13 protein-coding genes are annotated in these 13,161 nt (G+C 39.2%); 7 read left to right on the top strand and 6 right to left on the bottom strand.

Translation table 11 applies throughout. The features are described 5' to 3' along the window. The 7 genes from LV92_RS22135 to LV92_RS21310 form a co-directional block, all read left to right on the top strand. A partial coding sequence (locus LV92_RS22135; RefSeq protein ID WP_111625619.1) for a collagen-like protein occupies positions 1–789 on the top strand: 789 nt, incomplete at its 5' end. Positions 790–823: 34 nt separating this feature from the next. Beyond that, positions 824–2,848: a T9SS type B sorting domain-containing protein gene (locus LV92_RS21335; RefSeq protein WP_111625618.1), complete on the top strand. Its 2,025-nt coding sequence runs from the start codon at positions 824–826 to the stop codon at positions 2,846–2,848. Between the two features lie 3 nt (positions 2,849–2,851). Beyond that, a complete protein-coding gene (locus tag LV92_RS21330) occupies positions 2,852–3,820 on the top strand; it encodes a PorP/SprF family type IX secretion system membrane protein (protein ID WP_245946454.1) in 969 nt (322 codons plus the stop codon). 271 nt (positions 3,821–4,091) lie between these two features. Next, positions 4,092–4,625: an isopentenyl-diphosphate Delta-isomerase gene (gene idi / locus LV92_RS21325; RefSeq protein ID WP_111625622.1), complete on the top strand. Its 534-nt coding sequence runs from the start codon at positions 4,092–4,094 to the stop codon at positions 4,623–4,625. Then, positions 4,622–5,029: a 6-pyruvoyl trahydropterin synthase family protein gene (locus LV92_RS21320; RefSeq protein WP_111625616.1), complete on the top strand. Its 408-nt coding sequence runs from the start codon at positions 4,622–4,624 to the stop codon at positions 5,027–5,029. Before idi ends, LV92_RS21320 begins: the two co-directional genes overlap by 4 nt. A gap of 105 nt (positions 5,030–5,134) precedes the next feature. Continuing rightward, on the top strand, positions 5,135–6,103 hold the full coding sequence (locus tag LV92_RS21315) for a type I phosphomannose isomerase catalytic subunit (protein ID WP_111625615.1): 969 nt from the start codon (positions 5,135–5,137) through the stop codon (positions 6,101–6,103). A 31-nt stretch (positions 6,104–6,134) separates the two neighbouring features. Further along, positions 6,135–6,404, top strand: a complete 270-nt coding sequence (locus LV92_RS21310) for a hypothetical protein (protein WP_031444811.1) — start codon at positions 6,135–6,137, stop codon at positions 6,402–6,404. A gap of 54 nt (positions 6,405–6,458) precedes the next feature. On the opposite strand, the gene LV92_RS21305 is transcribed toward LV92_RS21310, so the two are convergent. The 6 genes from LV92_RS21305 to LV92_RS21280 form a co-directional block, all read right to left on the bottom strand. Continuing rightward, positions 6,459–7,175 carry a DUF4369 domain-containing protein gene (locus LV92_RS21305; RefSeq protein WP_111625614.1) on the bottom strand — a complete coding sequence of 239 codons (717 nt, stop codon included), beginning with the start codon at positions 7,173–7,175 and terminating at the stop codon, positions 6,459–6,461. Positions 7,176–7,219: 44 nt separating this feature from the next. Continuing rightward, positions 7,220–8,482: a DUF819 family protein gene (locus LV92_RS21300; RefSeq protein ID WP_111625613.1), complete on the bottom strand. Its 1,263-nt coding sequence runs from the start codon at positions 8,480–8,482 to the stop codon at positions 7,220–7,222. A gap of 44 nt (positions 8,483–8,526) precedes the next feature. Continuing rightward, a complete protein-coding gene (locus tag LV92_RS21295) occupies positions 8,527–9,330 on the bottom strand; it encodes a Cof-type HAD-IIB family hydrolase (RefSeq protein ID WP_111625612.1) in 804 nt (267 codons plus the stop codon). A gap of 122 nt (positions 9,331–9,452) precedes the next feature. Then, entirely contained in the window at positions 9,453–9,617 is a 165-nt protein-coding gene (locus tag LV92_RS21290; protein ID WP_072865552.1) for an Arc family DNA-binding protein, read from the bottom strand. Positions 9,618–9,883: 266 nt separating this feature from the next. Then, a complete protein-coding gene (locus tag LV92_RS21285) occupies positions 9,884–10,741 on the bottom strand; it encodes an SPFH domain-containing protein (RefSeq protein ID WP_111625611.1) in 858 nt (285 codons plus the stop codon). A gap of 87 nt (positions 10,742–10,828) precedes the next feature. After that, a complete protein-coding gene (locus LV92_RS21280) occupies positions 10,829–13,087 on the bottom strand; it encodes a penicillin-binding protein 1A (RefSeq protein WP_111625610.1) in 2,259 nt (752 codons plus the stop codon). Between the last annotated feature and the right edge of the window lie 74 nt (positions 13,088–13,161).

The raw sequence follows: 13,161 nt of genomic DNA, 5'->3' as shown, positions 1-13,161 counted from the left end.
CAAGGTCCGACAGGAGCAACCGGAGCTCAAGGTCCAATAGGAAATACAGGAGCCACAGGAGCACAAGGTCCTACAGGAGCCACAGGAGCGCAAGGTCCAACAGGAGCACAAGGTCCAGCAGGTCCTGCCGGTTCTGATGGTATTGACGGTGCCGTGGGTCCTCAAGGTCCAACAGGGGCTCAGGGTCCAACTGGAGCTACGGGGTCACAAGGTCCTACTGGGGCAACTGGTCCAGCAGGGGATCCAGCAACTGATGATCAAGATTTAAGTCTGGCTTCCCATATATTGAGTCTTACTGGTGATCCAACAGCAACACCTATCGATTTGTCGGTGTATTTGGATAATACCGATGATCAATATGATGATGAAGTTCTTTTACGTGTACCTATTGACGTTGATGATGCAGGTAAATCTGTTGCTCAAGGATTTACAACAGAAACTACGGTTAAAGAAGTGATAGATGCTATAGCGCCAATTACTTCAAAGGCTGCTAGAATTTTCTATCCACCTTCAATTGCAGTAGATGCATCAACAACAGGTAGTGGTAGGACAATAAATCTGTACACACAATATACGGCTCAGTTTGCAACGCCTGCAGTTTCTAGTGCCGGAGCACCAACAGCAATACCAACTTATGCCGCAACTGAGTTATATTACTATGTTACATATTTTGATCCTGCGGTTTTTAGCGGTGTGACTATAAATGCATCTGGTGTAATGACCTATAATGTGATTGCAACACCAACAGATTACAATTCATTGATCAACGTAGTATTTGTAGTAAAATAATAGAATAAATAAACCAACTAGGTACAACTGGAGTTTGAAACCAAAACACATATATAGATTTCTTTTTGTTACCCTTGTAACCATTTTCTTTGGTGCTAATAGGGCCAATGCACAGTTTTTGTTGCAGGCACCCAACAGTACCGATGAACATAATTACAAATGGTATGAGGCTTCCGATACTTCTACGGTTTTGGGTACCGATTTCTTTTATGAGGTTACTTCATCCGGTATTTATTTTGCCACCTATGATGGTACCCTGTGTGGATCAAATGCGACTGGTTATTTCATTGTAACGGACTGTTTTAGCCCGGATAATGAGGTAACCATGGATATTTCCAATAATGTGGGACCCAGTGCCGTAATAAGTTGGTCTCCGGCCGTTAGTGGAGATCAACTGAGACCAACGGTGATTGCCACTCAGAGCGTGGTACGCTATACCGCCACTGTGACCAAGGCAGGGAACTCCTTCGATTTACCCAATTTTACGGTCGTTTGTCTACAGCAGTCCAGTATTTTGGTGGATGATTATATCACTGTTAATGAAGATTCATCTGTTATAGTGCCAATTTTTGATAATGATAGCAACTTGCCTTCTACGGGTATTTTAACTACATCAAATCCATTTAATGGGAACGTTCTTGTTGATGATAATGGTACGCCAAATAACCCATCGGATGATATTGTAACTTTTGTTCCTAATCCGAATTACAATGGTCCAAGTACTTTTACCTACACCATTTGCAATTCCCTTGGCGCTTGTAGTACGGCCACTGTAAATGTGGATGTACTTCCAATTGTTGACGCCTTTGATGATTCCGTAGCTACCTTGGAAAATATGCCTGTTGATGTTAATATATTGGTTAACGACAATGATGTCCCTATACTGGGAACCATAACTACAACAAGCCCATCCAATGGCAATGTGGTAGTTGACAACAATGGGACGCCAAATGATCTTACGGATGATTTCGTAACCTATACTCCCAATAACGGCTATATTGGTAGTGATCTATTTACGTACACTATTTGTGATGATCAATCCAATTGTAGTACGGCCAACGTTAATATATTGGTCAACCCATCGGGAATTGTTGATATAGATAGTGATGACGATGGAATATTGGACAGTTTTGAAGACCTTAATTTGGATGGTGATAATGATCCGTCTACGGACCCAACTGATTCTGATGGCGATGGTATACCGGATTACCTGGATATTGATAGTGATGATGATGGTATTCCAGATAACGTTGAAGCCCAAACTACTCAAGGATATATTGCACCAAGTGGTATTGATGCCAATAATAATGGTTTGGACGATGCCTATGAAAACAATGGAAATCTTGGCTTGTTCCCAATAGACACGGATGGGGATAGTTTGCCAGATTACTTGGACGAGGACAGTGATAATGATAATGTTCCGGACAATATTGAAGGACATGATCATGACCATGACGGAATTCCGGATGTTGTTTATATTGGTTCGGATAAGGATAATGATGGTCTGGATGATGGTTATGAAGGCAGCACAACTATTGATATTGATGTTAATGATGAAATAAATGATCCTTACAATGATCTGCCCAATACCGATGGGGATGATGAAGTAGATTACAGGGATACCGATGATGACGATGACGGAATACTTACAGTTGATGAAGATGAAAACGGTGATGGAAATTATGCCAACGACGATTTTGATGGGGATGGTACTCCTAATTATTTGGATTCAGATTTGATCATATTGGATGACGGAGTGGAAGTGTTTAATGTAATAACACCCAATAATGATGGAATTCATGATGTATTGACCATAAGGGGAATTGAAAATTATCCAAACAATACCATCAAAATATATAACCGTTGGGGAGTATTGGTTTATGCAACCAAGGCCTATAATAATGAATCCAACTATTTCGACGGTACTTCTGAAGGCAGGGTAACCGTTGCAAAAGATAATCAATTGCCGGTAGGAACTTATTTCTACATATTGGACTATACCCCATCGGTAGGAGGAAAGATGACGACCCTTACGGGATACATATACATAAACAGATAAATGATGTCAAATCTTATAAAAAATATACTAGATTCCAATCAGCTGTTGTTGTGCTTATTTGCCGTAGCCATGTTGGTCAGTAACACGGTACAGTCCCAACAGGATGCACAATATACCCAGTATATGTATAATACGGTAAGTGTAAACCCAGCTTATGCCGGTTCCCGTGGACATATCAGTATTGCAGCATTACATAGGTCCCAATGGGTAGGTTTGGATGGAGCGCCAACTACCCAAACTTTAAATTTACATTCCCCCATAGGCTATAGGGGAGTAGGTTTGGGTATTTCCATAGTGAACGACAAAATTGGTCCTACTTCCGAAACTTATTTTGATGGAGATTTTTCATATACCGTTTATACCTCCCAAGAAGGTAGATTAAGTTTTGGCTTAAAGGCCAGTGCCCATATGTTGGACATACGTTATTCGGAACTTAATCAAGATTATACAAACCCGGGAGGGCCAGACCCCACCTTACAACAGGATATTGATAATAAATTTTCCCCCAACATAGGTGCCGGAGTTTATTATCATACCGAAAAATTCTATGCAGGCTTGTCCGTACCTCGTTTTTTACAAACGACACATTTTGATGGGGAAGCATTATCGACGGCTAAGGAACAGATGAATTTATATTTGATAACCGGATATGTGTTCGATCTAAATACCAATTTAAAATTTAAACCCGCCCTTCTAACCAAAGTAGTACAAGGTGCACCTTTGCAAGTCGACGTTTCGGCCAATTTTATGCTCAATGACAAATTTATAGTTGGAGCAGCATATCGCTGGGATGCGGCATTAAGTGCTATGGTTGGATTCAATATCTCCAATAAGTTCCTTATTGGAATGGCCTATGATAAAGAAACTACCGAGTTGGGACAAGCAACGTTTAATGATGGATCCTTTGAGATTATTTTGCGCTATGACTTCATCAAGGAGCTGGGCAATTTAAAATCCCCAAGATTTTTCTAAAAACCAGTTGGGATTCCAGTATAGGAGTTTTTTATTTCTACAATTCTATTGAACAATGGCCTTGGGTATCATAAGATGACCAATCCATTTTACTCCCTTGTTGTTGGGTTGGCTGCCTTAAAGGTTATTCAATGTCCTGATCAGTATTTTTTCCATTGGTCCCTTTGGTCAATTTTTACTTGAAAGGGGATGAAGGAAAACCTTCCGAAAGTATTTGTTTTTTATGACGTACTTAACCCTTATTATTGGGGAAAGGTTTTATTTTTACAAAATGGATGAGGAAAATGTAATTCTAGTTGATGAATTTGATGTTCAAATTGGTCTTATGCCAAAAATGGAGGCCCATGAAAAAGCTTTGCTCCATAGGGCATTTTCGGTTTTTATAATGAATGATAAAGGAGAAACAATGATTCAGCAAAGAGCAGGTCATAAGTATCATTCCCCTCTTTTGTGGACAAATACCTGTTGTAGTCATCAGAGGGATGGAGAATCCAATATTCAGGCGGGGAAAAGAAGATTGAAAGAAGAAATGGGATTTGAGACGGAACTGAAAGAGTTGTTTTCGTTTATTTATAAGGCTCCCTTTGACAATGGTCTTACCGAACATGAATTGGATCATGTAATGATAGGACACTACAATGGGGAACCGCATATAAACCCAAAGGAGGTAGCGTCATGGAAATGGATGAAGCCTTTGGACATTAGGCAGGATATGCTTATTTCCCCTGAGAAATACACAGCCTGGTTCAAAATTATTTTCGATAGGTTTTACAATCATATTTCACAATACAATACAACTATATGAAAGTTAAGGTAAGTAGAAAAGCTCATTTTAATGCTGCTCACAGGTTGTATCGGCCAGAATGGAGTTTTGAAAAAAATGATAATGTTTTTGGGTTATGCAATAACCCAAATTTTCATGGCCATAATTATGAACTGATAGTTAGTGTTACCGGAGAAATAGATGAGGAAACGGGCTTTGTCATAGATATGAAAGTCTTAAAGGATCTTATAAGGGAAAAAATTGAAAAGCAACTGGACCATAAAAACCTCAATGTGGAGGTGGAATGGTTTAAAACTGTGAATCCCACAGCCGAAAATATAGTGGTTTATATTTGGAATCAGCTTAGGCCCTTTATTAAAGCTTCAAACGAGTTGGAGGTTGTACTATACGAAACGCCAAGAAATTATGTGACCTTTTCCGGATAGATGAGATTTATTATTATCAAACCGAATTGTAAGAATTACTAAACTTCCTTTTAAACAGGTAAATCAAATTAATAAATAGAATACAAATACCTAATACCAATCAGCATGAACTTATATCCTTTAAAATTCAACCCTATCCTTAAAGAGCGACTATGGGGTGGTACCAAATTAAAAGATGTTTTGGGAAAACCCATTGAAAATGACATTACAGGTGAAAGTTGGGAGCTTTCTACCGTGGAAGGAGACGTGTCCATAGTCGCGAACGGTGATTTTTCTGGTAATTCCTTGCAGGAGTTGATCAACAAGTACCCGGAAGAATTATTGGGTAAAAGTGTTTATGCCCGATTTGGTACCGAGTTTCCAATTCTTATCAAATTTATTGATGCCAAACAGGATTTGTCCATCCAATTGCATCCTAATGATGATTTGGCCAAAAAACGCCACAATTCCTTTGGAAAAACGGAAATGTGGTATATTATGGATGCAGATAAAGGTGCGGATTTAATAGTGGGTTTTAACAAAGATGTAACCAAGGATGAATATGCTAAGAGCATTGAGGAGGATACACTATTGGATCTGTTGAACTACGAAAGTGTTAAGGAAGGGGATACTTTTTTTATAAACACTGGTAAAATGCATGCTATTGGTGCTGGAGTTTTGCTGGCAGAGATTCAACAGACTTCGGATATTACCTATCGCGTTTTCGATTTTAATAGGAGGGACAAGAATGGCAATCTTAGGGAACTACATACCGATTTGGCCCTAGACGCCATAGATTACACTAAGAAAGATGATTTTAAGGTAAAATATTCGGATAAAAAGGATAGTGTGAATAATATGGTATCCTGTCCTTATTTTAATACCAATATATTAGAGCTGACCAAGGATCTGGAATTGAATGTGGAAAAAAGGGATTCCTTCACCATCTACATGTGCGTAGGGGGCAAGGCGACAATTTCAAATGAATTTGGTTCGGTATCCATAAAAAAAGGGGAGACCATTTTAGTGCCTGCACACTCCAAAAAAATAAATATAATAACAACGAGTGCAAAACTTTTGGAGGTTACTATCTGAAAATGATTACTTTTGCAAAAAAAATTTACCAATGGCAAGTATAAAAGATTTAAAGAAAGACATTAATTACGTTTTAGGAGATATTATTGAAGCGGTATATTTAGTGGAAGCTTCAGGAAATAAGCAAAATTCAAAAGAAGGTAATGCAATAATAGATAATGCAATAGAGGTCTTTGACGAGTTGATCGCGAAAGTTAACCAGAAGTCAGTGGAGAACAGACCTGCCCATTTAAAATCCGTTAAAGCGGAATTGGAAACCAAAGCAGGTTCTTTAATTGAACAACTTAATAAATTAGGGTAGTATTTCCCTAAGTAGGTATTTAAAAAAAGCATCCATTTACTGGATGCTTTTTTTTTATTGTGGAGTTTCTTTCTTGAGGTTTTCAATATGTTCTTTTAATTCCCTACCGTATTTGGAATTGGCTACATCAACAGAGAGCGTATTGTTTATGGAATCCAAATATTTAAGGTTGGCATCTGCAACTTCCTTCACGGCAATGTAGGGTGCTACATAGGAATCTGCATTGTTCAACGCAAAATTAATGGCATAAAGGTATCCTCTCTTGACATTTTTGTCTGATAAATTTTGAAGGGAATCAAAAGCTGTGGAGTCACTTAGGGTTTTGGGATCCATACTCAACCTTGCGTATTCCAAATCCTTAGTGTTGAACTTGGACATTATTTCAAGATATTCCTTTAACTTGTCATTACTTTTAGATCCCTCAATTTTTGCGTTGAGGTCAAAGGTATTCCAATTCGTATTAATGGTAATATTTCCGGGTTCCCCAAAGAAGGTAATTCGGTCATTTATGCTGTTGTTGTCTTTTTTATCCAGGTATAGATAGAACAACTCAGGACTTTCCAATTCCGTAGTGAAGGAAAAATTACCATCCCCATCCACTACAAGCGAATCAATTGTGATCAAGGTGGTGTCCGCAATGTGCTGCAGATATAGGGTCCCCTTTTTTAATCCCTTTACATTTCCTGCAACGGTCATGGTATTTTCAGTACTGCCGCCCCCGCAAGAGGTAATAATTATTGCCAGTACCGCGACCATTATAATTTTCTTCATATTATTTTTTTTGTGGCGCAAATATCATTAAAGTTTATGGAATTTTAAACTTTTGATGCAATTTCCATTAGAATTGTACAAAGTATGGCACCACCGGTACCTACCACATAGCCAAAAACGGCCAGTAAAACACCAACAGATGTCAATGATGGGTGAAATTCCGCAGCTACCACCGGGGCAGAGGCTGCACCTCCCACGTTGGCCTGGCTACCAACTGCAAGAAAGAAATAGGGAGCCTTGATCAATTTGGCAACAACGATCAGCAAAACAGCGTGAATCGTGATCCATACAAACCCTATGGCAATTAGGCCAGGATTTTCAAAGACCTTGCCCAAATCCATCTTCATACCAATGGTGGCCACCAAGATGTAGATAAATACGCTTCCTAATTTACTTGCTCCTGCCCCTTCATAATTCTTTGCTTTGGTAAAGGAGAGTACTATTCCTACTAGGGTTGCCAGAACTACCATCCAAAAGAAACTGGAACCTAAAAATGATAGAAAACTTTTATTATCGCTTACGCTTTCATAAGTACTGGTCAAATAAGAACTAATATTGTCCCCAAAGAAATGTGAAATACCAACCCCGGTAAAGGCAAAGAATAGCATCATCATATAATCCTTTAATGTGGGGACCCTAGTTATTTTCTCCGTGAACTTTGATACTTTTATTCGAAGTTCTTCAATAGCTGAGGTGTCCGCCTTAAGCCAACGGTCTATTTTTTTGGTTTTTCCCACGCCCAACAAAATAATGGCCATCCAAACGTTGGCCACCACTATATCAACCAAAACCATACCCCCGTATTTGTCGGGATTGTACTGATAAATTTCGAGCATTGCAGCTTGGTTGGCTCCCCCACCTATCCAACTACCGGCAATAGTGGCAAGGCCTCTCCAAATGGCATCAAAATCGTTCCCACCAACGGTTTCGGGTGAGAATATGGATATTATTAAAATAGACAATGGCCCACCTATTATTATCCCAAATGAACCGGTCAGGAACATGATCAACGCTTTAGATCCCAAATTGGCTATGGCCTTAAGATCAATACTCAAGGTCATTAAAATCAGCGCCGCCGGCAGCAAATATCTACTGGCCATAAAATATAGACCGGAGGTCTCGTCCGATATTAAACCACTACTGGCCAATATAGAAGGCAGTACATAGCACATTAGAACAGCCGGTACTATATTATAAAATTTACTCCAGAAACCGGTTTTTATGGAAGAGGTATAAAATATAAATCCCAAACAAAGGGTAAGTAGTCCAAATACAACGGTATCATTGGTAATAATTGGTTCGTTCATATAAAAATCAGTTCAAATGGACTTTTCATTTGCGCCAAATATAATCAAATTAAAATATGCTGTTTTATATAATGGGCCACCCCGTCCTCCGAGTTTTTCAGGGCAAGGTCGCTGGCAATATTTTTTACTTCTTCACGGGCATTGGCCACTGCTATTCCACGACCCACATTTTGAAGCATTTCAATATCGTTGTAATTGTCACCAAAGGCAATGACGTCGTTTAAACTTTCTTGCTCTTCCAGCAGCAGTTTAATAGCGGTTAATTTGGAAACCGATTTAGGGGCAATTTCGATCAGGGTGTCGTTGGAACGATACAGGTTCAGGGTCTGATTGAAGTTTTTCTGGAGTATGGGGAAAAGACCGTCGGTATTTTCTTTGTTTCCCATCAACATAATTTTATGGGCACCCATTTTTCTATCCCTCCAGTCCTCAATGGTTGTTTTGGTGTCCCTAAAGGTAGGAAGGGTTTTTGTGTATTTTATTTCTTTTTGTACCCGCTCGGAGTCCATTTCAACATACCATTCACTTTTTGAATATAGGCCCAGCTGAATTCCAACCTTGTTGGCCATTTCATAAATTGAGGCTATTTGGTCTATATTGATAAAGGTGGAGAACAATTCTCTTGAACCGTGTAGCACCAACGCCCCATTGTAACATATGATGGGCTCATTTTCTATGCCCAGGTTTTTTTGAATATAGGTCATGGACTGGGGCATTCTGGCCGAAACCAGTATAATCCTTAGATGTTCCTTTATTCTTTTTATTTCCGAAATTGTAAAATCGGAGACATTATCCTTAAAGGTTAATAAAGTGCCGTCCAAATCGGAACATAAAATTTTGAAATCCATATTGGGGAATTGGGTTTAGTTTTTTGGAATTAATTTGCAGTCAAAGATATGGTTTAAGTACAAAATAGGTAGTGTAGTTGTTTCAATGGTATTATTACACCATTCTGAAATATGTTTAAAAATTAATCCTCTTTTTGTTTGGGGGCACGTTTGGCCTCTTTAAGTTCCTTCATCAACATCCATTCTATTTGGCCATTTACACTACGAAATTCGTCCGAGGCCCATTTCTCAATGGCTTTCAGCATATCTTCATTTAACCGCAATGCAAAAGCTTTCTTTTTACTCATATGATCAGTTTTTACCACTTTAAATTATTTTAAAAACTTTAAAGAGGGTCCTGAAAGATTTATTTCACTCTTCAATATTCCTTGGCCTAGGTGTTCGCTTCGTTTTCAAACTTGGAATCCAATATTATACTTCGATTTTTTTAACAAGGTTCTGCACTATATATTGGCAAAGATAAGGGTACATAGGTCTATTGCCAAAGACAACCAACGGTATGTTGACCATAAAAACCAGACCATAACGGGTGTATAATATTACCTTGTAATGGTTAATGGTTAAGTGTCCCGGCATTGACGATTGGCGATGCATCCTTATCCGAGCAAAGGACCACCATTAGATTGCTCACCATAGCCGCTTTACGTTCCTCGTCCAAGTCAATTATTTCCTTCTTTCCTAATTGATCCAGCGCCATTTCTACCATGCTTACCGCACCTTCCACTATTTTATGTCTCGCAGCTACAATTGCCGTGGCCTGTTGCCTTTTTAACATGGCATTGGCAATTTCTTGGGCATAGGCCAGATATCCAATTCTGGCTTCCAATACTTCTATGCCTGCCATGGCCAATCTTTCCTGAACCTCTTTTTCCAAGGCTTCGCTTACTTCATTTACACTGGATCGCAAGGTAATATCCTCTGTATGGCCCTCATCCGCAAAATTGTCATAAGGATACATACTGGCCAATTTGCGTACAGCGGCATCTGTTTGTACTCGGACGAAATTCTTATAGTCGTCCACTTCAAAGGCAGCCTTATAAGTATCGGTAACTCTCCATACCAAAATGGTACTGATCATGATTGGATTTCCAAGCTTATCATTGACCTTTAGGCGCTCACTGTCAAAATTACTGGCCCTCAGGGAAATTTTATTTTTGCTATAAAAGGGATTGACCCAGAAAAGGCCATTTTTTTTAATGGTACCCATGTATTTTCCGAAAAGTAGAAGTACCCTGGATCCATTAGGATTCACCAGAACAAACCCTCGTAGCGAAATAATAAATATGAAAAAGATCGGTAATGCCAGTGGAACGCCACCAACTACTAGTACAATAGCGAAAATAAGTAGCCCCAATAGGGACAAAAGGACTAAATAGCCATTGGCGGGAGTAATATTTTTTTCTTGTGTCATGGTAGTGTTATTTAAAGTGATATTAAAATGATATCATAAAGATATAAAAATAATTTAAACCTTTACCACGACACAAATAATTTTGTTTTAAGTTTTTTTACTGCCGGTATTAAAATCCTTTGTTTTCTTCTTTTTTGGATTTTTGAAAAGTCGTTTAAAAAATCCATCCCTTTTTACGGGGTCGCAATCCAGTTGGTTCATCACAGCCGAGCTTGGACTGGAAAATCTGGCTTTGGTAATATAATCAAACGATTTGTCCGCATTTAGCTTTTGTATCCATAGAGCAAAAATGGGCAATGCCGCATTAGCGCCCTGTCCCAAGCTAGTACTGCTAAAGCCAATTTCATGATTGTCCAATCCTACCCAGGTTATATTAAGTAGCTTAGGGGTCAAGGCTACGAACCAGGCATCTTTATTGTTTTGTGTAGTCCCGGTTTTTCCGGCAATGTCATTTTTAATTCCGTAGGTAGAACGAATACGGGCGGCAGTACCGCTATTCACTGTTGCCTTCATCATTTCTAACATGATTTGGCCCGTTTCTTCGGAAAAGGCTCTTTTTTCGGCTACAACTGGCTTAAAGGTCTCAATTATGGAGTCCTTTTCGTTGGTAATTCTGTGGATCAAAAATGGGGTGACAGATTTGCCATTGTTCAGAAAACTGGCATAGGCTCCTGCCAGTTCATTGATCTTTATCTCGGCTGTGCCCAATGCCAATGACGGTAGTGAGGGCAATGGGGTTTCAATACCCATTTTCTTTGCTTGTTCTATCACCTTGGGAATACCTGTTTTTTCCAATACCTTAACCGCCACGGTATTAACAGAGTTGCTCAGGGCCTCTTCCATAGAGTAATTTAGATAGGCCTCATCTTTCTTTCCTGAATTACTGGGAGACCAACCTTCCATGTTTTCATAGGCCACTTCCTGGGCAGAAAAGTAGGTACAGGGAGATATACCATTCTCAAGGGCAGCGGTATAGACAATGGGCTTAAAAGCAGAGCCTACCTGACGCTTGCTCTGTGAGATATGATCGTATTTAAAGTGTTTAAAATTTATTCCGCCCAGCCATGTTTTAACGGCCCCGGTTTTGGGATCCATGGATATAGATCCGGTATTTAAGAATTTAAGATAGTGCAATAAACTATCAATGGTACTGGCAGAGCGCATTTCATCCTGATTCCAATCCCTCAACTGCATTTCTTTTTTTAGGTTCATCGAGTCCATTATTGCCTTCTCGTTGAGCCCTGCATTCTTCCATTTTTTATAGGGTTCTGAAGTTTGTATTATTTTATCAATAAGTTTTTGGTCCTTTATCCAAGGCGCTCGCTTGCCGTAGCCTTTTTCAAAGCTGTTTTGGAGTGCTTTCATATGCTGCCCCATTGCTTCTTCTGCCAATACCTGCATTTTGGAATCCAGTGTGGTATAAATTTTAAGTCCGGAAGTATAAATGTTGTAATCCAGTCCCTTCTCCCTTTGCACCTTGGCCCAGCTTAGCATTTGTTTTCTTACTTCTTCCCTAAAATAGGGAGCTATGCCCTCATTGTAATCGTAGTCCCTATAATCAAGTTTTAATGGAAGTAGTTTAAGGCTATCCACCTCTTTTTGGGATAGAAAATCATTGGAATACATGGACTGTATAACCAAATTACGCCTGTTTAAGCTGTTTTTTGGAAAAACACGGGGGTTATAACCGTAGGTTGCCTTTAACATGCCTACCAGCGTTGCGCTTTCTTGCAGCTCAAGATCCTTTGCCGATTTATTGAAGAATTTTAACGAAGCACTTTCTATTCCGAAAGTGTTGTCGCCAAATGAAACGGTATTCAAATAAAACATCAGAATCTCTTCCTTGGAGTACATGGATTCCAAACGGGAAGCTATTATCATTTCCTTAAATTTTGATATGGCCAGATTGAATTTTCCGGATTTTTCCCTTGGATATAAATTCTTGGCAAGTTGTTGGCTAATGGTGCTTCCGCCCCCTGCCGATTGATCCTGCATTAGGATGGTCTTGAAGGCCACGCGTACAAGACTCTTGTAATCTATTCCAGAATGATCATAAAAGCGCTCATCCTCAATAGCCACCAAGGCCTCTATTAAATTTTTGGGTACATCCTCATATTGTACGGGCTGCCTGTCGAACAGAAAATACTTACCTATAAGGACACTGTCTGCAGAATAGACTTCGGAAGCTCTTTGGTACTTGAAATCCGAAAGTTCCTTCTTGCCGGGAAGTTTTCCCCATGCCCCCATATATATGCTCAGTACCAATAAAAGAACGGAGCTACCTATTACCAGTAAAGAAATTATTCCAATCCTTAGAAAGGGATTTTTTATATTCTTCAACATCATCTTTTACAATTAAGAACTGCAAGATTAAATTAAAAAATCAAAAGGATTGACTTCTTAACAATTAGTTATACTTC

Origin of the sequence: Arenibacter echinorum (genome assembly GCF_003259375.1) — a bacterium.
GTDB classification, from domain to species: Bacteria; Bacteroidota; Bacteroidia; order Flavobacteriales; family Flavobacteriaceae; genus Arenibacter; species Arenibacter echinorum.
The sequence above is the reverse complement of the archived record's forward strand: the minus strand, read 5'-3'. Positions and strand labels throughout refer to the sequence as shown.

Excerpts from the sequence above, each read along its gene's own strand:
- LV92_RS21330 (WP_245946454.1), top strand. The coding sequence starts at position 2,852 with ATGTCAAATCTTATAAAAAATATACTAGATTCCAATCAGCTGTTGTTG.
- idi (WP_111625622.1), top strand. The coding sequence starts at position 4,092 with ATGGATGAGGAAAATGTAATTCTAGTTGATGAATTTGATGTTCAAATT.
- LV92_RS21320 (WP_111625616.1), top strand. The coding sequence starts at position 4,622 with ATGAAAGTTAAGGTAAGTAGAAAAGCTCATTTTAATGCTGCTCACAGG.
- LV92_RS21315 (WP_111625615.1), top strand. The coding sequence starts at position 5,135 with ATGAACTTATATCCTTTAAAATTCAACCCTATCCTTAAAGAGCGACTA.
- LV92_RS21310 (WP_031444811.1), top strand. The coding sequence starts at position 6,135 with ATGGCAAGTATAAAAGATTTAAAGAAAGACATTAATTACGTTTTAGGA.
- LV92_RS21305 (WP_111625614.1), bottom strand. The coding sequence starts at position 7,175 with ATGAAGAAAATTATAATGGTCGCGGTACTGGCAATAATTATTACCTCT.
- LV92_RS21300 (WP_111625613.1), bottom strand. The coding sequence starts at position 8,482 with ATGAACGAACCAATTATTACCAATGATACCGTTGTATTTGGACTACTT.
- LV92_RS21295 (WP_111625612.1), bottom strand. The coding sequence starts at position 9,330 with ATGGATTTCAAAATTTTATGTTCCGATTTGGACGGCACTTTATTAACC.
- LV92_RS21290 (WP_072865552.1), bottom strand. The coding sequence starts at position 9,617 with ATGAGTAAAAAGAAAGCTTTTGCATTGCGGTTAAATGAAGATATGCTG.
- LV92_RS21285 (WP_111625611.1), bottom strand. The coding sequence starts at position 10,741 with ATGACACAAGAAAAAAATATTACTCCCGCCAATGGCTATTTAGTCCTT.
- LV92_RS21280 (WP_111625610.1), bottom strand. The coding sequence starts at position 13,087 with ATGATGTTGAAGAATATAAAAAATCCCTTTCTAAGGATTGGAATAATT.